This window comes from Bradyrhizobium sp. SUTN9-2, assembly GCF_003122645.1.
GTDB lineage: Bacteria > Pseudomonadota > Alphaproteobacteria > Rhizobiales > Xanthobacteraceae > Bradyrhizobium > Bradyrhizobium yuanmingense.
In genome coordinates this window covers 6,824,759-6,847,417 of the sequence record NZ_LAXE01000001.1, presented here as the reverse complement: position 1 = coordinate 6,847,417, position 22,659 = coordinate 6,824,759, and the positions used below count along the sequence as shown (strand labels likewise).

The window sequence follows — 22,659 nt, the reverse complement described above, 5'->3', positions numbered from 1 at the left end:
AGAGAGTCTCACGGCCGCCCGTCGTGGAGAGCCAAGATGACGAAAGCCGTACAAAAGATCACGCTGTCGCCTTCCCGGGATATTCCGTTCAACAAGCTCGTGCTCAGCCAGTCGAACGTTCGCCGCGTCAAGGCCGGTGTCTCGATCGAACAGCTAGCCGAGAGCATCGCGCAGCGCACGCTTCTGCAAAGTCTAAGTGTCCGGGCCGTCGTTGATGCAGATGGCAACGAGACCGGCATGTTCGAGGTGCCGGCGGGCGGCAGGCGCTATCGTGCGCTCGAGCTTCTGGTGAAACAGAAACGCATGTCAAAGACGCAGGCGGTGCCGTGCGTTGTGCGTGAAGGAGGCATTGCCGCGGACGATTCGGTGGCGGAGAACGACGAGCGGGTCGGCCTGCATCCACTCGATCAGTTTCGGGCCTTCCAGACGCTCCGCGACCTCGGCATGAGCGAGGAAGACATCGCCGCCCGGCACTTCGTGAACCCTGCGATCGTAAAGCAGCGGCTGCGGCTGGCGTCGGTGTCGCCGAAGCTGCACGAGGTCTATGCCGAAGATGGCATGACGCTCGAGCAGCTCATGGCGTTCTCAGTCACAGCCGATCACGCCCACCAGGAGCAAGTCTGGCAGAACGTAAGCCGTTCCGGTTATGACGAGCCTTACCAGATCCGCCGGCTGCTCACTGAAAAGACCGTGCGCGGGTCCGATCGCCGGGCGCAGTTTGTGGGCCTCGATACCTATCAGCACGCGGGTGGCGGCGTTCTGCGGGATTTGTTCGAGCACGACGACGGCGGCTGGCTTCAGGACGTCGTGTTGCTCGACCGCCTCGTGACCGAAAAGCTCAAAGCCGAAGCGGAGACGATTGCTGCCGAAGGCTGGAAGTGGATCTCGGTCGCCGTAGAGTTCTCCTACGGTCACCCTCAAGGGCTACGAGAAATCGAAGGCAAACCTGTCGATCTCTCGCCCGAGGAGCAGGCCACCATCGATGCCCTGAACGCCGAGCAAGCCAAGCTTGAAACCGATTATCAGGATGTAGACGAGCTGCCCGACGAAATCGACCAGCGTCTCGGCGAAATCGAGGCGGCACTGGCGGCATTCGAAAACCGGCCGATGCACTACGATCCGACCGAGATCGCCCGAGCTGGTGTCTTCATCAGCATCGATTCCGAGGGGCGCCTCTCCGTGGATCGGGGTTACGTCCGGCCAGAGGACGAGGTGCCGGCAACTGATTGCGACGTCGGGCAGGACGCCGGTGCGTTGTCGACCGAAGGTCAAGAAGAGGGCGCTTCCGTTCAGCGGACGGTGATCGCGGTCGCGGGTAGTGCTCCCGATGCTGAAGAAGATGATGAGGATGCGGCCAGGCCTCTGCCGGATCGGCTGATTACCGAGCTGACGGCGCATCGAACGCTGGCTTTGCGCGATGCGCTGGCCGAAAATCCTGCGATTGCGTTCCAAGCGGTGCTGCATAACTTCGTGCTGACGGCCTTTTACCGGTTCGCATCGTCCGGGAGCTGTCTTGAGATCGGCCTTCGCACGCCGAATTTTCCCGCTCAAGCTCCCGGGCTGAGGGAAAGCGTGTCGGCTAAGGCTGTCGAGGCGCGGCATGAGGCCTGGAAGGCACGGTTGCCGAAGAGCGAGAACGATCTATGGGATGCGCTCACGGCCCTTGATGGTGGTGCACAAGCATCATTGTTCGCCCACTGTGCATCATTTGCCGTCAACGCCGTCTATGAACCCGCCAATCGCTACAATCAAGGTCGGGTTTCCGCCCACGCTGTCCGCACGCGTCTCGACCAGGCTGATGTGCTGGCCCGCGCGGTCGGGCTCGACATGGTGCAGGCTGGCTGGCGACCGACCGTCGACAACTATCTCGGTAGGGTCACCAAGCCGCGCATTCTGGAGGCGGTGCGGGAAGCCAAGGGCGAGCCGTCGGCACAACTGATCGACCATCTGAAGAAGGCTGAGATGGCAAAGGAGGCCGAGCGTCTACTCGATGGCTCGGCTTGGTTGCCGGAGCCGCTGCGCCTCGTCGATCCCGATGCGGTGCCAGTGGCGCAGGAGGGCGAAGCAGGCCCGCTGCCCGAATTCCTCGCCGACGATGAGGATCAGGAAAAAGTCAGCGACGATGATCCGCAACAGCTCGACGCGGCTGAATGACATTAAGGAGCGGGATGGCACGGCCGTCCCGCAGTAGCGCGGGGACCGGCGTGCAGCGCCGGTCCCTATTTTTATGCCCGAGGTCTGAGAGGGAGAGCGGGCCGGGAAGGGTTTGAGCCGTCCAGGTCAGAGGAGAGCGCCTGGCGGTTCGACCCCTTCCTGCTCTCCGAAAGAATTCCTGCCATGACCGAATCTCTCGCCGGCGGCGCTGCCGCCGCGCCGCTTTCGTTGCGCGCCGCTGCAACTTTCACCTCCGCCGCTGTCAGGGCCGCGCGACAGCTCCTGACCGAGCTCGAACGCGGCAGGCGCATCGATGCCGCTGTTCTGCGTAGCGCCATGGAGGCTGCCTTCGGCGCCTCCGATGCGGCCGGCGCCTGGAACTGGAAGACCGCCTATGACGTCTGCGAGGCGGCAACCGTTCTGTTTCTTCGCAAGTTCGGACCGGCCATACGGGCCAGGGCTGGCTCGATGGCTGTTATGCTGCCGCTGCTGGCGAAAGTCGCGGACCGTCTGCCGACCCACACGCGGCGTTCGGAGGACAGTCAGGCGCTTCAGCAATTCTCGACGCCGATCCCGCTTGGGCTGGTCGCATGCACCGCAGCGGCCATTACATCCGCCGATCGCGTTCTGGAGCCCTCCGCGGGGACCGGTTTGCTCGCCATCTTTGCCGAGCTCGCCGGCGGCGCCTTGGTGTTGAACGAGTTGGCGGAGACCCGGGCGGGGTTGCTCGAGCATCTATTCGCGGGCGTTAACGTCACGCGGTTCGATGCTGCTCAGATCGACGACCACCTCGACGTGAGTGTCGCGCCGAGCGTCGTTCTGATGAACCCGCCGTTCTCCGCGGTGGCAAATGTCGATCGACGGATGGCGGATGCGGCTCTCCGTCACATCGGTTCGGCGCTCGCGCGTCTTCGCGACGGTGGGCGCCTCGTCGCCATCACTGGCGCCAGCTTCGCACCGGATATCCCAGCATGGCGAGATGCCTTTGTGCGGCTCCAGGAACGCGGGCAGGTAGTGTTTTCTGCGGCGATCGAGGGCGCCCTCTACGCGAAGCACGGAACACACATCGACACACGGCTGCTTGTGATCGACAAACTGCCCGCTGCTGATCCGACGGCTTTTGCTGTCTCGCCGGGCATGGCGGCCGACGTCGCTACCTTGCTTGATTGGGTGACCAAGCATGTGCCTACAAGGCCGCCTGTCGCCACGCCCACGCCATCGGAGATCGCCGCTATGCGGCGGCCAGAGATGTCGCGACCGACCAGCGCTGTTGCACCGCGCGCATCGTCCTCTTCGATAAGCGCAGCGCCAGAAGGCACCGAACTTACATACGAGACAGTCGAATGGTCGCCGCCGGAAGGTGCTCGGCTCACCGACGCGCTCTATGAGGAATACGGATTGCAGTCGATCCGCATTCCCGGATCGTGCGCACATCCGACCAAACTCGTGCAGTCCGCGGCGATGGCGTCCGTTGCGCCACCGAAGCCGTCCTATCGTCCGCACCTGCCGGCCAATGTCATGGACGACGGAGTTCTGTCGGATGCTCAGCTGGAGAGCGTCATCTATGCCGGCGAGGCGCATTCTGAATTTCTCGCGGGCTCTTGGACGGTCGACGCGACTTTTGATGTTGTGGCCGCCGCGCGCGACGACGCAGAGAATGCCGTCCGCTTTCGCCGCGGCTGGTTCTTGGGCGATGGCACCGGCGCGGGCAAGGGACGGCAGGTCGCCGGGATTTTTCTCGACAATTGGCTCGAGGGCCGCCGCCGTGCGATCTGGATTAGCAAATCCGACAAGCTGATCGAAGATGCCCAGCGCGACTGGTCAGCGCTCAGCATGGAGCGACTGCTCGTCACGCCCCTGTCCCGGTTTCGCCAGGGCACCGCGATCCGGCTTTCGGAAGGCATCCTTTTTGCCACCTACGCCACGCTACGCACCGACGAGCGTGGCGAGAAGCTTTCGCGTGTCGGGCAGATCGTTGAATGGTTGGGCTCCGACTTCGACGGAGTGATCGTCTTTGACGAGAGCCATGCCATGCAGAATGCGGTCGGGGGCAAAGGCGAGCGCGGCGACCAGGCGGCCTCTCAGCAAGGGCGCGCAGGCCTGAGGCTCCAGCATGCCTTGCCCAATGCTCGCGTGGTTTATGTGTCGGCGACGGGCGCTACCACGGTCCACAACCTCGCTTATGCCCAACGCCTCGGCCTTTGGGGCGGCGCCGACTTCCCATTCGCCACACGCGCCGAGTTCGTCGAGGCAATCGAGGAGGGTGGGGTCGCGGCGATGGAGGTGCTGGCGCGCGACCTGAAGGCGCTCGGTCTCTACGCCGCCCGCTCATTGTCCTATGAGGGCGTCGAGTACGAGCTCGTCGAACACCAGCTTACGCCGGAGCAGGTTCGCATCTACGACGCCTATGCCAATGCGTTCAGCATCATTCATAACAACCTCGACGCGGCGATGCGGGCCGCCAACATCACCGGCGAAACCGGAACGCTGAACGGGCAGGCAAAATCCGCCGCGCGATCCGCCTTCGAGAGCGCCAAACAGCGCTTCTTCGGTCATCTGCTGACCTCGATGAAGACACCGTCGCTGATCCGATCGATCGACCGCGATCTCGACGCCGGCCATGCCGCCGTCATCCAGATTGTCTCAACAGGCGAAGCGTTGATGGAGCGCCGGCTCGCCGAGATCCCGACCGAAGACTGGGGCGACGTCCAGGTCGATATCACCCCGCGCGAGTATGTGCTCGACTATCTCGCCCATTCCTTCCCGGTCCAGCTCTACGAGCCGTTCACCGACTCTGAGGGCAACCTCTGCTCTCGGCCTGTCTATCGCGATGGCCAGCCGGTTGAGAGCCGGGAGGCCGTAGCACGACGCGGCCGCCTCATCGAGAAACTCGCCTCGCTGCCTCCGGTACCCGGCGCGCTGGATCGAATCGTGCAGCGCTTCGGCACTGACATGGTCGCCGAAGTGACCGGCCGCTCGCGCCGTATCATTCGTAAGCGCGACCGCTTGGTGGTCGAAAACCGAGCCGGTTCGGCCAATCTCGCTGAGACTTCGGCTTTCATGGACGATCTCAAGCGTATCCTTGTGTTCTCCGACGCGGGCGGCACGGGGAGGAGCTATCACGCCGAACTCTCAGCCCGGAATCGCCGCTTGCGGGTTCATTACCTGCTTGAGCCCGGATGGAAGGCGGATGCCGCGATCCAGGGGCTCGGCCGGACCAACCGGACCAACCAGGCGCAGCCGCCGCTGTTTCGCCCCATCGCGACCGACGTGAAGGCCGAAAAGCGCTTCCTTAGCACCATCGCCCGTCGGCTCGACACCTTGGGAGCAATTACGCGCGGCCAGCGCCAGACCGGAGGGCAGGGCCTGTTCCGGCCCGAGGACAACCTCGAAAGTCAGTACGGGCGTGACGCGTTGCGTCAACTCTACACGTTGCTCGTCCGAGGCAAGGTCAACGGATGCTCGCTCGAGAGGTTCGAGGATGCCACCGGCCTGAAGCTGACAGATGCCAATGGGCTCAGGGATGATCTGCCGCCGATCACGACCTTCCTGAACAGGTTGTTGGCGCTCACCATCGACCTGCAGAATGTCTTGTTTACTGCCTTCGAGCAGCTCTTGACCGCTCGGATCGAGGGCGCTGTCGCGTCCGGCACCTATGATCTCGGACTGGAAACGCTCCGCGCCGAAAGCTTTGTCGTCAGCGAACGGCGGACAATCTATGTCCATCCGCGCACAGGCGCAGAGACGCGGCTGCTCACCATCGTCCAACGCAAGCGTAACCATCCGGTCGGTTTGGATGACGCCCTTGCTCGTCTTTCCAATCATGCCGTCATGCTCATCAACGAGCGCTCGGGACGGGCCGCCGTGCAGGTTCCGGCCCCGAGCATCATGCTCGACGACGGTGAGATCGAGCGCCGCGTCCGCCTGATCCGGCCGATGGAGCAGCACCAGGTCCCCTTGAACATAATGGCGGAGAGCCATTGGGTCGAAGCGGATCGCGAACGTTTTGCCGCGGCCTGGGTGGCTGAGCTTGCCGAGGTGCCTGAGTTCACGGAAAGCACGATCCACGTCGTGGCCGGCTTGCTGTTGCCCATCTGGAAGCGACTGCCGAACGAATCGACCCGTGTCTACCGCCTTCAGACCGACGCGGGCGAACACATCATCGGACGCAAGGTTTCTGCGGCGTGGGTCGCAAACGCCTTCTTGGCGGACTCGCCTACGCTGTCGCCGGATGCTGCCTTTGCCGCGTTGATGGAAGGACGCACCCTCCTCGATCTCGCAGAGGGGCTCCAGCTTCGTCGCGTCCGGGTGATGGGTGCATATCGCATCGAGCTGTCGGGATTCAACGATACGATGCGCGATCGCCTCCGCGCTTATGGCCTCTTTGGCGAGATCATCTCCTGGAAGCTGCGGATGTTCGTGCCTACGGACGAAAGCGGCATAGCAATCCTGACAAAGGTGCTCGACACATATCCGGTCGCGCGCGTCAGTGAGCGGGAAGCCCCGTGATGTCCCCCGCGCTTTGCGAACTGGCACGCCGTCTCGCGCGCGAGGCCGAGGCCGTGTGCCGATACTATCTCTCCAATGGCAAGCGGGCGGGGCGGTACTGGGTGGTCGGTGATGTCCACAACACGCCGGGCCGCTCGATGTTCGTGCGGCTCCAGGAATCGCCGAAGGGCCCAGCCGGCAAGTGGACTGACGCTGCGACCGGGGAGCATGGCGATCTCCTCGACATCATCCGCGAAAGCCTGGCCTCGCGAGACTTCCGCGAGGTCGCCGAGGAGGCGAGGCGGTTTCTGAAGCTGCCTCGTCCTGAGCCGCAGCCGGCCTCGAAACCCGTTCGTTCGGTGGTGCCCGCCGGATCGCAGCAAGCCGCGCGTCGGCTCTTTGCGATCTCCGGTTCGATCGAGGGGACGATAGCCGAAACGTATTTGCAGCGCCGCGGAATAGCCCGCATCCACCATGGCGGCAGCCTGCGCTTCCACCCTCGTTGCTACTATCGACCGGATGAGCATTCGCCGACCGAAACCTGGCCGGCGATGATTGCCTGCGTCACGGACCTCGAGGGGCGGATCACTGGCGTGCACCGAACCTGGCTCGATCCAGACGGCTTTGATCGCATTCGTCTCGGCAAGGCTCCGATCGACACGCCACGACGGGCCATGGGCGATCTGCTCGGCAACGCCGTCCGCTTCGGCGTGGTGGACGACGTGCTCGCCGCCGGCGAGGGCATCGAGACCATGCTGTCATTGCGTTACGTGCTGCCGACTCTGCCTATGGCCGCGGCGCTCTCGGCCAATCACCTCTCGGCCATGATGCTGCCGTCTGGTCTGCGTCGGCTCTATATCGCCCGCGACGCAGATGCCGCGGGAGATGCGGTGCAGGCTACTCTCACCCAGCGTGCAAAAGCCGTCGGGGTTGAAGCGATTACGTTGTCGCCCCGGCTGGGAGATTTCAACGAAGACCTGCACATCCTCGGTCTCGAGACCCTCCGAGCAGAGTTGCGGCTTCAACTCGTACCAGAGGACGTCGTCCGCTTCCTGTATTCGTCGACAGTAGCCGCAGAATAGGCCGGTGCTTCGATCGACGTTAATAGGTCGGTCATAACGAGGCCATTGCCGGAAGAGGACGCGACCTCGGCCTTCTAGAGGGCGATCGGACGGCAAGCGGACCGGGCCGGCAATGGCGGCGTCCGGCTATTTTCCGCCGCGCGCCCGCGATGCAGACACAACACCCATCAAACCGGCGCGCTTTGCATCGCGAAGCAAAATAGCCGGCCTCCGCCATCCTCCGCTGCCGCTTCGGCCCTTGCGGGTTCTGGCCCGCTCCGCCCGCCGTCTGAGTGATCGCCACGAAGGCCGTGATGGGCGCGGCCGATCCGGCAAAGGATCCCTCCAATGACCGACCACGACGACATTGAACCGCCGCACGCCTCTTCTCCAACTGACCACGTCCTCACCGAACTACAACTCTTCGGCTACCGTCCCTTCGACGACCAGCCTGACCCACGGCCGCTTCCCGAGGGAAAGATCATCGCCGGTGCCGTCGCCGATATCTTTGATGCCCTGGTCGCGACGTTGAGCGACACCCGGCTTGAACCGGACCTCGACGATCTGCTCTGGTCGACCGTCAACCTGTTCCACCGCGCCGTCGACCGCATCGGACGCCAACTCGACGACAACGAACAGGCGCAGCACAAGAGCCAGCGCGAGCAAGACGGCTCCGAAGTGCGATCGGTCGAACTCGAGCGCGTGACGGCCGAAGGCATCACTTTGATCGAGCGCCGCAACTGCTTGGAGCTCTTCCGCGACCAGGCCATCGAACGCTTTGAGACTCACACCGGATCGTCCTGGCGCCCTCGATCGGGATCGCTGGTAAACCACCGCACGCTGACCGCGGCGATGATTGACTCCCGCGACTTCATCGCAGCCAAGCGTCGCGCCGAAACCGAGGTCATGTTCCCGCCGGGACCGAAGATCGCGCTTACCGGCGGGCTCGACTTCAATGACCACAACCTCATCTGGGACCGCCTCGACAAGGTCTACGCCAAGCATCCCGACATGGTCCTGCTCCACGGCGGCTCGCCCAAAGGTGCGGAGCTTATCGCCTCGAAATGGGCGACCAATCGCAAGGTGCCACAGATCGCCTTCAAGCCTGACTGGACGAAGCACGCCAAGGCAGCCCCCTTCAAGCGCAACGACGCCATGCTCGAACTTCTGCCGATCGGCGTCATGCACTTCCCGGGCACGGGTATCCAGGACAACCTCGCCGACAAAGCAAAGCGCCTCGGCATTCCCGTCTGGAGGTTCGGCGGCGCGTGAGCGCCGTCTTCTCACCTCCCGACGCTAAAGCGGAGTTGCATGCGCCGCAACTCCGCCGCGTTTCGACCCTATGTCCACGTTGCGCCGTGGTGGTGGTGGTGGGCGCGACCGCTGGATTTATGCACATGGAGCCACCACCATGCTCGCCCTTGGGCTTGTTCTCAACACACTCGGAATCGGCTTGTTCTGCTGGGCAATCTTTGCGCTCGCTGGGTATGCCTTGCCGTTTTCGTCGCACTGAGCATCGGGATGACGGCGTTTCAGAGCGGCGCCGGCCTCCTTGGCGCGCTGCTTATCGCAACGGCCGGCGGTGCGCTGACGCTGGTCCTCGGCCAGGTCGCCTTTGCTGCTACTCGGTCCTCCGCCTTGCGCGTCGCGATCGCCACAGCATTCGCTACTCCCGCCGCAGTCGCCGGCTATCATGTGGTGTTCGCCGTGTCCCCTATCGGGGTGGCCTCGCTGGCATGGCGTGAGGTCTTCGCTTGCTTTGGCGCGGTTTGCATTGGGGGTCACGTCATGGACGCGCTTGATCGTTCTGGCGAAGACCCGGCCGCTCGAGCCGGGTGGGGTGGTGGAGAGTCCGTCCTAACCAGTTCTTACGGCCGGAAGGCGTGAGGGATGACCGTTTACCGCCTTCGTCGTCGACAGGTTCGCATAAATCGGCGCGCTGAACGGGGGATGATCGATCCTGAGCGCGAGAGAGGCAATCCTCCTCGGAGCTCCTCGATCAAGCCGCCGGCATTGGGTCTGGCCCACGCGGCCGCGGCGGAGCTGTGTTGCCTCGATCCGTTCTTGGGAGACGATACCTCCCTTTTGCAGGAGATTGTTTCTCTTTCTGCGCTGAATCGTTCCAACCTCTTGTTCAGCAAAACCAGCCATGTCTTCTCCGAGATTGCGGTTCAGCACGCGGACGCACGTGGCCTCGTTGATGGCTGGATCTGGCCGAAGACCGGCTTCGCCTCGATCGTCTAAGCCGCAACGCCGTTGATGCGACTTTCTTCCCCTGGGCTTCGCCCATTCCTCGCGAGACAAGAAAGTCGCCACAACGGCGTCCTCCGCTCCGCTACGGCCCGCGAGCGGGTGCGTCGCCGATCGTCTTCGGCCTGCAGATCGCCATCGAGGCCGCGGTGGTCGCGGGCTCGAAACACAACAGGAGAAGTCACATGGCAAACATCGGTTCCTTCAAGAAGGTCGGTAACGATTTCCAGGGCGAGATTGTCACCCTGAGCCTACAAGCTAAGGGCGTCCGCATCGTCGCCGAGACGAACCGCTCCAACGATAATGCCCCCAGCCACCGCATCTACGTGGGCCGGGCCGAGATCGGGGCCGCTTGGTCGAAGCGCTCCGAGGAGGGCCGGGACTATCTCTCGCTCAAGCTCGACGATCCTTCCTTCAACGCTCCAATCTACGCGAACTTGTTCGATGACGAGAGCGGTGAAGGCTACACCCTCCTCTGGTCGCGGCCGCGCAAGAGCGGCGAGTAAGAGCGCCCCACCAAGCCCCGTCCGGTCCGCCGGGCGGGGTCTTCGCGGCTGGCCTGAGGCAGCTTGCGATTTACCTCTCGGTCAGGCTCAACGATCCGAACCTATTCTACGCCTCGCTCGTCAAGACCGAAGTCCACGAGGGCTTCACCCTGATTTGGTCCCGCCGCAGCGGCGACCGGTCCCTCCGGGGATCATCAGCCGCCTCTCCGGAGGCGAGGCCCGCATCCAGCGGGTATGAGTTTACTTTCGATTTTAGACGAGAACTTCAAGGTACCCAAATGTCGGCCCGGCGGCTGCCCCATATATTCTTGAACATTGCCGAGAAGGCAGCGACGGACTCATATCCGAGTTTATCGGCCAACGCTTTGATAGGACGCCGGATCGCAGTTCCCTCAACGGCACGCCAATTGGAACTGTTGGATCCATCTACCCAACGTCATTCCTATCTCACGCTCAACATGGCGACGCAAACTCTGTTTGCTCATCAGAACTCTGCTCAATCGCCTCGTTCGCCGGTTTCCGGTTCTTCGAGCATGATGTAGGCGATCCGCTTCAGCTGCGGATCCGCGGCAGTTGCAATATAGTTCCTCAATCAGCAAGCCGGCAACGCGGAAATGTCGAGTCCCTGCCGCGTAGTTACCTCCAAGATCGTGAAGATCAACCAAAAGAGAAGTCTGGCGATCAGTCCCGCTGTTTACTCTGGATGAAATGGGCGTTCAGGGTAGGCTCAAGATCGGCCAACGTCTTGTTACCAGTTGCAAATCCGCGCAAATTTCCTGCACGATTTCCTTGCCGAGTAATTCTCGAATTCCCTTCTCCAATCCTCCAGGCACAAACAGAAGCAACATCCCTCCCTGACGTCGCCAAAGCCGGAAATGCCTGAATTCGACTGGCGGTCGCCGGAGTCCGACAAGAGCCTACAAGACGTCGAAATCACCGACTTCGCCTGGGAATACCTTCACCGCAATGCGGACTATTGACGCGACTTTACGCGATAATCGCCAACAGTCGGATGGCGAAGTGACACCAGAGTTCAGGAGGGTGGCTCTGCTTCGCCGATGACCCGCAGCGGTCCTTCGAGCCGACGATCTTTTGGACGCTGAGGTTTTACCGGCGGTCATTCCGGTCAAGGGCGCAATGGCCGACGACGGCAGGGGGCCGTCTCAGCTGCTGCTCGACCTTACGGCTGCCCAGATGCGTCGCGCTGTCGACGGTTGGCATGCCGTGCTGCGTATTGGCGCGGTAGATGATCGTGTCTGGTCCAAAGAGCCGCCGGTGCTCGGTGCGTAAGATGTGGCCGAGCTGCCACTTGAGGGCGATCTAGAAGCGCCCACTTATGCAGCCAGCCGGCTGTGGCGCGCGATAAATGGACGCGCACCAGGTCCTGCCCCTCACCAACTATCTAAAAACCGCCGCGAACGCCTGAGCGCTGCAATCCGTGCGCTCGATGCTCACAGCGTCGGCGGAAGCTATCGCGTCATCGGCGAAGCCCTCTCCCGGGCGCAGGGACGATTAGCGCAGCCACCGAGAGTGCCGAAAATCGTACCCCCAACATTCGGCATCCCCCTCCGAAGTCTTGCTCCTCCATGATGACCGCACACACGCCGGCCTAGCCAAGCGTAGTGCGCTGTCATCTTGGAGTTCTCAAATGCCCGATCCGATGGCGGGTTTTCCCCCGCGATTCCTGCGTACACCTGAGGCGGCGCGCTATCTTGGTCTGTCCGGCCGCACGCTCGAGAAGCACCGCACGTACGGTACTGGACCGACGTATCGGAAGATCGGCGGACGTGTCGTCTACGCCGTCGATGACCTGAAAGCGTGGGCCGATCTCGGCGCCAAGACGTCGACATCCGATCCCGGCAAGGGGACCGTGCTGCCCGCCAAGAAGCATCCGGCGCTGCGCCCGTATGCGGGCCAGGAACGCCGCTGACCGCCTTGCGAGAGCAGTGACCATGCGGCGCAAACACCATTCCGAGCGTGACCAGCTTGAGCTCTTTCGGGCGCTGCCCGGCGATCTCGCGCCGCGCGATGCGCAGGATCTGATGGCCTATCCGTTCTTCTCGCTCGCAAAAACGAAGCGGATTGTGCCGATCGATTTCCGTGCCGGGGCGATCGCAATTCGGGTCGAAGCCGTGCCGGAACATGGGATGGCGACGATCTGGGATGCGGATGTTCTGATCTGGGCCGCGTCCCAGATCGTCGAAGCCCGTGACGCAGGCTTGAAGACCTCGCGCCTGATGGCTGCAACGCCTTACGAGATTTTGACGTTTGTCGGCCGCGGCACCAGCGCGCGTGACTACGAACGGCTGAAGGCGGGTCTTGACAGACTTCAGTCAACGACCGTGCTGACGTCGATCCGTCAGCCGACAGAACGACGGCGACACCGCTTCTCCTGGATCAACGAATGGAAGGAGACGGCCGATTCAAACGGTCGGCCATTTGGGATCGAGCTGATCCTCCCGGATTGGTTTTATGCCGGCGTCATCGATGAAGCGCTCGTGCTGACGATCGACCGCGCTTATTTCGATCTGACGGGCGGGCTTGAGCGCTGGCTTTACCGCCTCGTGCGCAAGCATGGTGGACGCCAGGATGGCGGCTGGAGTTTTGATCTTCTGCACCTCCATGCCAAGTCCGGCATCCTCTCGCCGCTCAAGCATTTTGCTTACGACGTTCGTCAGATCGTCCAGCGCCAGACATTGCCCGGCTATCAGCTCGTGCTCACGCGCGATCCTGATGGCGCCGAGCGGCTGAACTTCGCGCCTACGCCTGTCGATCCCTTAACGGCACGCCTGCGCCGGCGCGGTCTCATTTCAAATTCGGAGGACAACCTGTGAATCAGCTCGTGCTATCGAGGACCGCAACCCTCGTGCTATCGGAGACCCGATCCTCGTGCTATCGGGGACCGGAATCGAGCTTAAGAGCTTGTTTCTTCGCGGTTTCCGGCTGCTCTAACTTTACTAACCAGAAATCCTTCGGATTTCTTCTAACGGACCGGGCCGAAAGCTGCGTTGGAGGCGATCGGCAGCCGCAGGCCGCCAATGCTGTTTGGCTCTGCAAGTCGCATACGCTTTTCGCCGAAACCCATGCTCACGGCTGCCAACTCCACCGTCAGGGAGCCGCGGCATGAGCGATCTCACGGAAGTAGAAGTTCTGTGGCTCGAGAAGCGCATTGAAAACCGCATTCGGTTCGGCCGTATTGTCAAGGAACGGAAGCTTGATTGCCACCGGCGTGTCCTGTCATTTGCACCCGGCAGCATCTTTGCCTTCGTCCGATGGACCTCCAATGACTTTGGGGCAATCATTTCGCGGATCGACATCTTGCGCGCGGTCGCACCGGGACAGCGCTGCTCGACCGTGCCGTATGTGAAGCCCGGCGGGGAGATTTTGCTGCGTGTGTCCGGCTGGTCAAAGGTCGAAAGGGTGCTGCAGATGGTCGACGCCATTGAGGCGCTCGGCATCGATCCTGCCGAGGTCGCTCCTGATCATTGGCATCACGTTCATAACCGCCTGTCAGTCAACGAGAACCCACGCTTGTATACGAGAGCGCGTCATCAGGCCTGGCTTCACCGGCAAAAGGTGATGCGATGACGAGCCGCCTCATGATGCTGGCCGTGACGATTGGGGTCGCTGCTGCGCTCACCGCGACGATCGTCCTGGAGCCGCTTCCACTTTACATCTGGAACGCATCCACGAGCGTGCCGATAGGTCTCTACCGCCTTCGGCCGGCGGACCAATTCCGAGTCACTGAATTGGTCGCCGTGCAGCCGCCGGAGCCGCTCGCGACCTTCCTCGACCTTAACGGCTATTTGCCCATTGGCGTCCCCATGCTGAAGCGCGTACTCGCCCTTCCGGGGCAGCGTGTTTGCAGAACCGGCCTCACGATTGCGGTCGACGACCTCGCGGTGGGCCAGGCGAAGGATCGCGACGGACGCGGCAGGCCGCTGCCGAAATGGCAGGGCTGCCGCGTCGTCGGCGCCGGCGAGCTGTTTCTGATGAACTGGCAGTCGGACGACTCTCTTGACGGCCGGTATTTTGGATTTCTTCCGGCATCAAGCGTGATCGGCCGTGCGATGCCGGTGTGGACGTGGGAGGAGTGACAGTGGGTATTCGACGTATTCTCCTCGCCATTCCCTTGTTCGATCGATTGCGGGATCATTCCTCCGTCACGATTGATGACTGCAAGGCTGGCGCGCGCCCGACCGCGTGCTTGGGTCGGTTGGACGCACGCGCTTGTGCTGTCGTGCCCCTGATGCTTCTTCTGACCGCGTGTGGCAGTGCTGTTTTTGCCCGGAGCGGATCAGTCGCCCAGCCGGCAATCAGTCAGACTGCTCACTCAATTGCCGGCTTCATCAATGAAGCCTCACAACGCTTTGCAATTCCACCGAACTGGATCCGTTCAGTCCAAAGCATCGAGAGTGCTGGGGACGTGCACGCCAGATCGCCAAAAGGCGCAATGGGCCTGATGCAAATCATGCCGGCGACCTGGGCGGAACTTCGCGAGCGCTACAATCTCGGGAACGACCCCTATGACCCGCACGATAACATTCTGGCCGGCACGGCGTACTTGCGCGAATTGCTCGATCGCTATGGCTCGCCAGGCGTGTTTGCGGCGTACAACGCGGGACCATCTCGCTACGAAGGGCATCTCGCGGGCGACTCTCTGCCCAACGAGACGCGAGCCTACGTCGCAAAGCTCGCAAATCTGCTTGCCATCGAACTGCCGCCAAGGTGGACATCCAGCGGACAGTCATCAGCAGCTGCGACGCTATTCGTCAGGCGATCCGATCTCGTGAAAGCACGCGATGGGTCACCGGCGCTCAAGTCGTCGAGCGGTGTCACGACCGCAATCTCACAGCCCGATGTCTCGCTCATGGTCCCCCGGCCTATTGGCGTGTTCGTCGCTCGATCGGATTCGGGAGCATCGCAATGACCAGGTGTGCGGGTTCGCAAGCTTTGGTGTGCTTCAACAAGCAAGTGCTACGTGCTGATGGCGTATGGGCGATGCCTTCGGCCCGCGCTCTACTCGTCGCTTCGCTCCTCACCGAGCCACCCTTCGGGTGTCTCGGCCCTTCGGGTAACGATCGCTATCGCAAGCGCTCGGAAGCAGTGGGGGTTTCGCGAGTTGGCTGGCAAGTCGCGGCGGCTCTTTGGGCAACCGGCTACCGGGAGATCACGACGGCAGGACGGCGAGATAAAAGAGGCTCGCCGGTCGAACCGCAAGCCATTGACATGGCTTGGGTTCCGGCGTGCCGGTCGGTCGGGGCGCGTGCCGCGGTTTGTATTTTTACGAATGCCATCAAACGCGTCTTCGGCACCATGTGCGATTTTGATCGTTGGGAGGCCCTGCCGTGAGTGTGGGCGACAGCGATCTGCGTGTTCGGCCTGGGCGCATTCGCAGCACCCGCGCGCCGAAACAAAAGAGCTTCATCAACCAGGTGCTGCGGGCGGCGAAGAAATCGGGACACACCTCGGATCTGGCTGTGGCGGGCAGGCGTTCGACGGCGTATGGGCGCTCGACGTTTGGCCGCGGCCGTCTGTCCTTTGGCCGCGCCAGATTGTTCAGCCCGAGCCGGCGTGTGGTGGTGAAAGCGCGCGTGGTCCGGCACAAAGGGCGAGCCTTCCGTTCAGCGCCACTGACCGCCCACCTCTCATATCTGAAGCGCGATGGCGTGACCCGGAGCGGCGAGCGTGCCGAGATGTTCGATGCCGGCAGCGACCGAGCCGATAGCGCGGCTTTCGCAGAACGGTGCAAGGACGACCGGCATCATTTCCGGTTCATCATCTCGCCCGAGGATGCCGGCGACACGACCGATCTGAAGGCCTTCACCCGCGATCTCGCCAGGCAGATGGAGACCGATCTCGGCACGCGGCTCGATTGGGTGGCTGTCGATCATTGGAACACCGACAACCCTCACGTCCACCTTCTCGTTCGGGGAGTAGATCAGGAAGGAGCGGACCTCGTGATCTCCCGCGACTATATCAGCCAAGGTCTGCGTTCACGCGCCGAGGAACTGGTCGCCATCGAACTGGGTCCGAGACCGGAGCACGAGATCCGCAATTCGCTGGAGCGGGAAGTCACGGCAGACCGCTGGACGCGGCTCGACCGGGAGATCCGGTTGGCGGCAGATGAGACTGGCTACATCGATCTTCGGCCGGAGAATCGCGGCAAGTCCGATCCCGAGATCAGGCGGCTGATGGTTGGCCGCCTTCAGCACTTGGAGAAAATGGGCGTTGCCGCACCCGCCGCATCAGGGGAATGGATGGTCGGACTTGAGGCGGAGCGTAGCTTGCGCGACCTCGGCATGCGCGGCGACATCATCAAGACCATGCACCGCGCCTTTACCGAGCGTGGGGAATCGCGCGGCGTTGCCGACTTCGTCATCGAGGCTGGACAGCCCACGTCTCAGATTATCGGACGGCTGGTCGACCGGGGATTGCATGACGAACTGACCGGCGAGGCCTACGCCCTCATCGACGGAACGGACGGGCGCGCTCACCACGTGCGCTTCCGAGGGCTCGAGGCCTTCGAGCACGCACCACCGATCGGCGGCATCGTCGAAGTGCGACGCTTCGGTCAAACCGGCGATCCGCGGCCGACCTTGGTGCTGGCGACACGTTCCGATCTCGATCTTACCGGTCAAGTCGCTGCTAAAGGAGCAACCTGGCTCGACCACAGGCTAGTCGAACGCGACTCCATGCCGCTCGCCATGGGCGGATTCGGCCGCGAGACCCGCGACGCCTTGGAAGCCCGTACCGAGCACCTGATCCAGCAGGGCCTGGCGCGGCGGCAGGGCCAGCGCATCATCCTGCAGCGCGATCTCCTGGACACGTTGCGCAGACGCGAACTGGACGAGGTGGCAGCAAAGCTTTCGGCCGACACCGGTCTGCCTCGCGTGAAGGCCGCCTCCGGGGAGCATGTGGCGGGCACGTATCGCCAGCGGCTGACGCTCACCTCGGGACGCTTCGCCATGATCGATAATGGGCTCGGCTTCCAACTCGTGCCCTGGTCGCGCGAACTCGAAAAGAAGCTCGGCCAACACGTCACCGGCGTCGTGAAGGACGGCGGTGGCATCGAATGGGGCTTTGGCCGGAAGCGCGACCTCGGCCTCTAGGTATCTCGCCAATTCAGCTGCGGAAGGACGCTCGGAATGTCCGGAACCAAAATACTCTGGGGGCAGGTGATCGTTGTCGGCCTGATCGTCTTGCTCGCCATCTGGGGAGCAACCGAGTGGACGGCATGGCGACTGGCCTACCAGCCCGAGCTTGGGCGGCCCTGGTTCGAACTGTTGGGCTTCAAGATCTATTATCCGCCGATCTTCTTCTGGTGGTGGTTCGTCTACGATGCCTATGCGCCGCAGGTCTTTGTCGAGGGCGCCTTCATCGCAGCAGCAGGGACCGTCGTTTCGATCGCGGCGGCGATCGGCATGTCGGTCTGGCGGGCGCGTGAAGCCAAGAATGTCGAGACCTATGGTTCGGCGCGCTGGGCTGACGCGGAAGAGGTTCGAGCGGCCGGACTTCTCGGTCCGGATGGTGTGGTGCTGGGCAAGCTCGGCCGCGACTACCTCCGCCATGATGGGCCGGAGCACGTGTTGTGTTTTGCTCCCACCCGGTCCGGCAAGGGCGTCGGGCTCGTCGTTCCCTCGTTGTTGGCATGGCCCGGCTCGGCCATCGTGCACGACATCAAGGGTGAGAACTGGCAGCTGACCGCGGGCTTTCGCTCGCGGCATGGCCGTGTCCTGTTGTTCGACCCGACCAACCCTAAATCCTCGGCTTACAATCCGCTGCTCGAGGTCCGACGCGGGGAATGGGAGGTTCGCGATGTGCAGAACGTAGCCGACGTCCTGGTCGACCCCGAAGGCTCACTCGACAAGCGGAACCATTGGGAGAAGACCAGTCATTCACTCCTGGTCGGCGCCATCCTCCATGTGCTCTATGCCGAGGTGGACAAGACCCTGGCCGGTGTCGCCGCCTTCCTGTCTGATCCGAAGCGGCCGATCGAGGCGACGCTGAAGGCAATGATGACGACGCCGCATCTTGGCGAGCAGGGTGCCCATCCAGTGGTCGCCTCAACCGCGCGCGAACTCCTGAACAAGTCGGAGAATGAACGTTCCGGCGTCCTGTCCACCGCGATGTCGTTCCTCGGGTTGTACCGCGATCCCGTCGTAGCCCAGGTGACCCGCCGCTGCGACTGGAGGATTGCCGATCTGACCGCAGACAACAGTGCCACGACGCTTTATCTCGTGGTGCCGCCCTCCGATATCTCGCGGACCAAGCCTTTGATCCGGCTGGTGCTGAACCAGATTGGCCGGCGCCTGACCGAGGACTTGCACGCCCGCGACCGCCGGCATCGAGTGCTGATGATGCTTGACGAGTTCCCGGCGCTGGGGCGTCTGGATTTCTTCGAGTCCGCGCTCGCCTTCATGGCGGGGTATGGCATCAAGAGCTTCTTGATCGCGCAGTCGCTCAATCAAATCGAGAAGGCCTACGGGCCGAACAACGCGATCCTCGACAACTGCCATGTCCGCGTCAGCTTCGCGACCAATGACGAGCGGACGGCCAAGCGGGTGTCCGATGCGCTGGGCACGGCGACGGAGATGCGGGCAATGAAGAACTACGCAGGTCATAGGTTGAATCCCTGGCTGGGGCACCTGATGGTCTCGCGCCAGGAGACCGCAAGGCCGCTGCTGACCCCTGGCGAAGTCATGCAGCTTCCGCCGATGGACGAGATCGTCATGGTGGCAGGGACGGCGCCGATCAGGGCGAAGAAGGTCCGCTATTACGAGGATCGCCGGTTCACCGAGCGGGTTTTGTCACCGCCCGATCCCGCGAGCGCCGGCCGATCGCCGCGAACGGACGGATGGTCAGCGCTCGGACCGTTGAAGCCGACGGCAGGTCCAACTGACGGAGCCACGGAGGCCGAGGAAGACACAGCGAATAGCGGGCTTCGTCGTGAGCCCGAACTTCCCGACCACGTCGCGATCGCCAAGGAAACGACCGAACCAACGCCGGCAGAGGAATTTGCCGCCGTTCTTGACGACGACGAGGACGCGGTCCGCCAGTCCCGGCTCATACGCCAGCAGATGCGTGGCGTCGCGCGTCAAGTCGCCATGGATCCCAATGACGGTATGGAGTTCTGAGGCAATATGCGCGACCGAATGAACGTCTATTTCCCGCCAGAGCTTCTGAAACAGATCTCGGAGCTTGCCGATCGCAAGAAGCTTTCTCGGTCTGCGATCGTGGAAGCTGCGGTCGCTTCGTTTCTATCGCCGGACGGCGCTGACCGGCGAGAGGCCGCGTTTACCCGGCGCCTCGACCGGCTGTCGCGTCAGATGCAGAGGCTCGAGCGCGACCTTGGGTTGACGGCGGAGACCTTGGCTCTGTTCATTCGGTTCTGGCTGACTATTACGCCACCGTTGCCTAACGATGCACAGGCGGCCGCGCAGGCAAAGGGCAGGGAGCGCTTCGAGGGATTTGTCGAGGCGCTTGGGCGTCGCTTGCAAAAGGGCCAAAGCTTTCTGCGCGAGATTCCGGAAGATATCCGCAGTCAGGAGCCGGTTGAAGAAACCTGATTGAACTACGCAGGCAGACCATTTCGCCGGTCCTTCTTTTTCTTCGCTAGCCTACGCCCGCAGCGATTTAGCTGAACTCACGAAAAGCTGGTCACGCTATCGGCTTGCGCGAGCTGACAGCAACAGGGGCCAGCATGCAGATTTCAGGGGCATGGCGCCTCACCGCGCGCATATTTCTCCCGTTTGCTGCTGGTTACTATCTCTCTTATCTATTTCGAACGATTAATGCTTTGATCGCCAGTCATCTCAGCTCCGACACCGGGCTTGGGACTGCCGACCTCGGGTTGCTTACCTCGGTCTATTTCCTCGTTTTCGCGGCGGCGCAGATCCCAGTCGGCATATTGTTGGACCGCTTTGGTCCGCGCCGCGTCCAGAGTGTTCTGCTATTGCTCGCAGCATTGGGCGTCGGACTGTTCGCGGTATCGACCGGTTTCCTGTCGCTTCTGATCGCGCGTGCAATGATCGGGCTTGGCGTGGCCGCGGCGCTGACGGCAGGGCTGAAGTCCATCGTCCTTTGGTTCCCCAGGGAGCGAGTTGCCTTGCTGAACGGCTACATGATCATGCTGGGATCACTTGGAGCGGTGACTGCTACGGCTCCCGTCGAACACCTGCTCGCTTGGATGGGGTGGCGGCAGCTCTTTGAGATTCTGGCGGCCGCCACCGGTGCGACCGCCATTCTCATCTATGTCGTGGTGCCCGAACGAGGCATTGTTCCATCAACAACGCGCGCTACCCTTGGCTCCGTTTTTGCCGATCGTCGCTTCTGGCGAGTGGCCCCATTTTCGGCGACTTGCATTGGATCATCCTGGTCTCTGCAAGGACTGTGGGCATCACCATGGCTGACCGACGTGGAGGGGCTTGATCGCGCAAGTCTCGTAAGACAGCTGTTCATAATGTCGATCGTTTTGAGCTGCGGCGCCTTGTTGTTCGGGATGACCGTCCATTACGTCAAACGAAGGGGCATCGGGGCGGAGACGGTATTAGCGACGGTTGCGGTGCTGTTTGTCGCAGCCGAGCTAGCTTTGATCCTGCGAGTGCCTCTGCCGTCCATCTTGCCCTGGTCCGTTGTCGCAATTGCCGGAACGGCAACGGTGGTCAGCTTCGCGGTAATAGCAGATTACTTTCCGCCGGAGCTTGCCGGTCGTGCCAACGGCGCCCTAAACGTCTTGCACTTTGCTTGGGCGTTCCTGGCGCAATACGCGACAGGCCTGATCCTTGAGCAATGGACCGCGATCGATGGTCATCGACCGGTCCAGGCCTATCAAGTCGCTTTCGGTCTCAACGTAGCGCTGCAGATCGCGGCGTTGGTCTGGTTCGCGCTGCCCGGGCGCCGATCCATCACTCCGCGGATGAGTTCAATCCTCTTCTTCAAGCCGGCCCATGTTTCCTGCGCCGTCAACTCAGTTGGGTTGTATGAGGATTCGGTCATCCTCCTGCCTGCGGAGGACGATGCGGAGTGGTGAGCTGTAGCCCGCCGATTACGATACAATTGAGTAGGCCTCAAACATCAGTTCTCAGTCTTTCTTTTTCTACGCCAGCCTACGATCACGGAAAGCGCTTGTTGCGCCAAGACCATTGGTGCCTTTTCTAATCATCTCCATCTGAGGACGCTCGCTGAACGTTCTCGTTTGATGGGGGCGAACGTTGGCAATCCATTCCATTCAATCGGAGGCGAGTTCGCGCGGTGCGCGAATGCTGCGCAGCGCGCTCGGCTCGGCGATTGCCGGCTACCTCGAAGACGAAGAGATCATCGAGGTGATGCTCAATCCCGATGGGCGGCTGTGGATCGACCGGTTGTCGATCGGCCTGATCGACACTGGCGAAACTCTGTCGGCCGTGGATGGCGAACGGATCGTTCGCCTGGTTGCGCATCATGTGGGGGCCGAAGTGCACGCCGGCGCGCCACGGGTTTCGGCCGAACTGCCTGGGACAGGCGAGCGCTTCGAAGGTCTCTTGCCTCCGGTCGTTGCAGCACCGGTCTTTGCTATCCGCAAGCCCGCCGTTGCCGTGTTTACGCTCGACGACTACGCCGCCAAGAAGATCATGACCTCAGAGCAGGCCAGGATCCTGAAGAACGCGGTCGGAGCACGGAAGAACATCCTCGTTGCCGGTGGGACATCGACCGGCAAGACAACATTGACAAATGCACTCCTGGCCGAGGTGGCGAAGACCTCCGATCGGGTCGTGTTGATCGAAGACACCCGCGAGCTACAGTGCAGGGCGCCCAATCTCGTTGCGCTGCGGACCAAGGACGGTGTGGCGACGCTGTCGGATCTTGTCCGCTCGTCCCTCCGACTGCGTCCTGATCGCATCCCGATCGGCGAAGTCCGAGGTGCCGAAGCACTCGACCTCCTCAAGGCCTGGGGCACCGGCCATCCCGGCGGCATTGGTACCATCCATGCTGGGACTGCGCTCGGCGCGCTGCGGCGGCTCGAGCAGCTCATCCAGGAAGCTGTCATCACGGTTCCCCGCGCCCTGATCGCCGCGACCATCGACCTCGTCGCCGTGCTGGTGGGACGCGGTGCTGACCGCCGCCTCGCTGAGCTCGCCACCGTCTCAGGGCTCGGTGCCACTGGCGACTACAGCCTTACAACAGCAGGAGACTGACATGCGTCAGAAATTTCGCTTTCG

The 22,659-nt window shown here is 62.5% G+C and carries 19 protein-coding genes and 1 pseudogene; all 20 read left to right on the top strand.

What is annotated here, in order from left to right; genetic code table 11:
* Nucleotides 1–36 precede the first annotated feature (36 nt).
* Nucleotides 37–2,154, top strand: a complete 2,118-nt coding sequence (locus XF30_RS38705; RefSeq protein WP_192893311.1) for a ParB/RepB/Spo0J family partition protein — start codon at nucleotides 37–39, stop codon at nucleotides 2,152–2,154.
* A gap of 183 nt (nucleotides 2,155–2,337) precedes the next feature.
* On the top strand, nucleotides 2,338–6,663 hold the full coding sequence (locus XF30_RS31735; RefSeq protein ID WP_109144867.1) for a strawberry notch-like NTP hydrolase domain-containing protein: 4,326 nt from the start codon (nucleotides 2,338–2,340) through the stop codon (nucleotides 6,661–6,663).
* The gene (locus XF30_RS31730) at nucleotides 6,663–7,724 is read left to right on the top strand and encodes a DUF7146 domain-containing protein (RefSeq protein ID WP_109144866.1); all 1,062 of its coding nucleotides are present in this window, start codon (nucleotides 6,663–6,665) and stop codon (nucleotides 7,722–7,724) included. Before XF30_RS31735 ends, XF30_RS31730 begins: the two co-directional genes overlap by 1 nt.
* A gap of 327 nt (nucleotides 7,725–8,051) precedes the next feature.
* Nucleotides 8,052–8,975, top strand: a complete 924-nt coding sequence (locus XF30_RS31725; protein ID WP_109144865.1) for a DUF2493 domain-containing protein — start codon at nucleotides 8,052–8,054, stop codon at nucleotides 8,973–8,975.
* A 678-nt stretch (nucleotides 8,976–9,653) separates the two neighbouring features.
* Entirely contained in the window at nucleotides 9,654–9,947 is a 294-nt protein-coding gene (locus XF30_RS37910) for a hypothetical protein (RefSeq protein ID WP_146207760.1), read from the top strand.
* A 191-nt stretch (nucleotides 9,948–10,138) separates the two neighbouring features.
* Entirely contained in the window at nucleotides 10,139–10,459 is a 321-nt protein-coding gene (locus XF30_RS31715) for a DUF736 domain-containing protein (RefSeq protein WP_036006807.1), read from the top strand.
* Between the two features lie 71 nt (nucleotides 10,460–10,530).
* Nucleotides 10,531–10,635: pseudogene (locus XF30_RS39615) on the top strand (DUF736 domain-containing protein); the annotation flags it as partial.
* Between the two features lie 699 nt (nucleotides 10,636–11,334).
* Nucleotides 11,335–11,439 (top strand): transcriptional regulator domain-containing protein, encoded by a 105-nt coding sequence (locus XF30_RS39610; RefSeq protein ID WP_244609051.1) that lies wholly within the window; start codon nucleotides 11,335–11,337, stop codon nucleotides 11,437–11,439.
* 157 nt (nucleotides 11,440–11,596) lie between these two features.
* Entirely contained in the window at nucleotides 11,597–11,749 is a 153-nt protein-coding gene (locus XF30_RS39605) for a hypothetical protein (protein ID WP_244609050.1), read from the top strand.
* Between the two features lie 3 nt (nucleotides 11,750–11,752).
* Nucleotides 11,753–12,049, top strand: coding sequence for a DNA -binding domain-containing protein (locus XF30_RS31700; protein WP_244609049.1), 297 nt, complete (start codon nucleotides 11,753–11,755; stop codon nucleotides 12,047–12,049).
* A gap of 58 nt (nucleotides 12,050–12,107) precedes the next feature.
* The gene (locus tag XF30_RS31695) at nucleotides 12,108–12,389 is read left to right on the top strand and encodes a helix-turn-helix transcriptional regulator (protein WP_109144864.1); all 282 of its coding nucleotides are present in this window, start codon (nucleotides 12,108–12,110) and stop codon (nucleotides 12,387–12,389) included.
* A gap of 22 nt (nucleotides 12,390–12,411) precedes the next feature.
* A complete protein-coding gene (locus XF30_RS31690; RefSeq protein WP_109144863.1) occupies nucleotides 12,412–13,293 on the top strand; it encodes a replication initiator protein A in 882 nt (293 codons plus the stop codon).
* A 289-nt stretch (nucleotides 13,294–13,582) separates the two neighbouring features.
* Nucleotides 13,583–14,047, top strand: a complete 465-nt coding sequence (locus XF30_RS31685) for a DUF2840 domain-containing protein (RefSeq protein WP_109144862.1) — start codon at nucleotides 13,583–13,585, stop codon at nucleotides 14,045–14,047.
* A complete protein-coding gene (locus XF30_RS31680; RefSeq protein ID WP_109144861.1) occupies nucleotides 14,044–14,556 on the top strand; it encodes a S26 family signal peptidase in 513 nt (170 codons plus the stop codon). The genes XF30_RS31685 and XF30_RS31680 overlap by 4 nt, the downstream gene beginning before the upstream one ends.
* Nucleotides 14,557–14,558: 2 nt before the next feature.
* Nucleotides 14,559–15,389 (top strand): lytic transglycosylase domain-containing protein, encoded by an 831-nt coding sequence (locus tag XF30_RS31675; protein WP_109145928.1) that lies wholly within the window; start codon nucleotides 14,559–14,561, stop codon nucleotides 15,387–15,389.
* Nucleotides 15,390–15,807: 418 nt separating this feature from the next.
* Nucleotides 15,808–17,571: a relaxase/mobilization nuclease domain-containing protein gene (locus XF30_RS31670; protein WP_109144860.1), complete on the top strand. Its 1,764-nt coding sequence runs from the start codon at nucleotides 15,808–15,810 to the stop codon at nucleotides 17,569–17,571.
* A 36-nt stretch (nucleotides 17,572–17,607) separates the two neighbouring features.
* On the top strand, nucleotides 17,608–19,596 hold the full coding sequence (locus XF30_RS31665; protein ID WP_109144859.1) for a conjugal transfer protein TraG: 1,989 nt from the start codon (nucleotides 17,608–17,610) through the stop codon (nucleotides 19,594–19,596).
* A 6-nt stretch (nucleotides 19,597–19,602) separates the two neighbouring features.
* Entirely contained in the window at nucleotides 19,603–20,028 is a 426-nt protein-coding gene (locus XF30_RS31660; RefSeq protein WP_109144858.1) for a ribbon-helix-helix domain-containing protein, read from the top strand.
* A 134-nt stretch (nucleotides 20,029–20,162) separates the two neighbouring features.
* On the top strand, nucleotides 20,163–21,491 hold the full coding sequence (locus XF30_RS31655; protein WP_109144857.1) for an MFS transporter: 1,329 nt from the start codon (nucleotides 20,163–20,165) through the stop codon (nucleotides 21,489–21,491).
* A 229-nt stretch (nucleotides 21,492–21,720) separates the two neighbouring features.
* Nucleotides 21,721–22,635 (top strand): P-type conjugative transfer ATPase TrbB, encoded by a 915-nt coding sequence (trbB, locus tag XF30_RS31650; protein WP_192893310.1) that lies wholly within the window; start codon nucleotides 21,721–21,723, stop codon nucleotides 22,633–22,635.
* Nucleotides 22,636–22,659 lie beyond the last annotated feature (24 nt).

What these genes read in the sequence shown, in the direction of transcription:
- XF30_RS31685 (WP_109144862.1), top strand. Translation starts at nt 13,583, where the DNA reads ATGAGCGATCTCACGGAAGTAGAAGTTCTGTGGCTCGAGAAGCGCATT.
- XF30_RS37910 (WP_146207760.1), top strand. Translation starts at nt 9,654, where the DNA reads ATGATCGATCCTGAGCGCGAGAGAGGCAATCCTCCTCGGAGCTCCTCG.
- XF30_RS38705 (WP_192893311.1), top strand. Translation starts at nt 37, where the DNA reads ATGACGAAAGCCGTACAAAAGATCACGCTGTCGCCTTCCCGGGATATT.
- trbB (WP_192893310.1), top strand. Translation starts at nt 21,721, where the DNA reads ATGCTGCGCAGCGCGCTCGGCTCGGCGATTGCCGGCTACCTCGAAGAC.
- XF30_RS31680 (WP_109144861.1), top strand. Translation starts at nt 14,044, where the DNA reads ATGACGAGCCGCCTCATGATGCTGGCCGTGACGATTGGGGTCGCTGCT.
- XF30_RS31715 (WP_036006807.1), top strand. Translation starts at nt 10,139, where the DNA reads ATGGCAAACATCGGTTCCTTCAAGAAGGTCGGTAACGATTTCCAGGGC.
- XF30_RS31660 (WP_109144858.1), top strand. Translation starts at nt 19,603, where the DNA reads ATGCGCGACCGAATGAACGTCTATTTCCCGCCAGAGCTTCTGAAACAG.
- XF30_RS31690 (WP_109144863.1), top strand. Translation starts at nt 12,412, where the DNA reads ATGCGGCGCAAACACCATTCCGAGCGTGACCAGCTTGAGCTCTTTCGG.
- XF30_RS39605 (WP_244609050.1), top strand. Translation starts at nt 11,597, where the DNA reads ATGGCCGACGACGGCAGGGGGCCGTCTCAGCTGCTGCTCGACCTTACG.
- XF30_RS31695 (WP_109144864.1), top strand. Translation starts at nt 12,108, where the DNA reads ATGCCCGATCCGATGGCGGGTTTTCCCCCGCGATTCCTGCGTACACCT.
- XF30_RS31665 (WP_109144859.1), top strand. Translation starts at nt 17,608, where the DNA reads ATGTCCGGAACCAAAATACTCTGGGGGCAGGTGATCGTTGTCGGCCTG.
- XF30_RS39610 (WP_244609051.1), top strand. Translation starts at nt 11,335, where the DNA reads ATGCCTGAATTCGACTGGCGGTCGCCGGAGTCCGACAAGAGCCTACAA.
- XF30_RS31725 (WP_109144865.1), top strand. Translation starts at nt 8,052, where the DNA reads ATGACCGACCACGACGACATTGAACCGCCGCACGCCTCTTCTCCAACT.
- XF30_RS31730 (WP_109144866.1), top strand. Translation starts at nt 6,663, where the DNA reads ATGTCCCCCGCGCTTTGCGAACTGGCACGCCGTCTCGCGCGCGAGGCC.
- XF30_RS31735 (WP_109144867.1), top strand. Translation starts at nt 2,338, where the DNA reads ATGACCGAATCTCTCGCCGGCGGCGCTGCCGCCGCGCCGCTTTCGTTG.
- XF30_RS31655 (WP_109144857.1), top strand. Translation starts at nt 20,163, where the DNA reads ATGCAGATTTCAGGGGCATGGCGCCTCACCGCGCGCATATTTCTCCCG.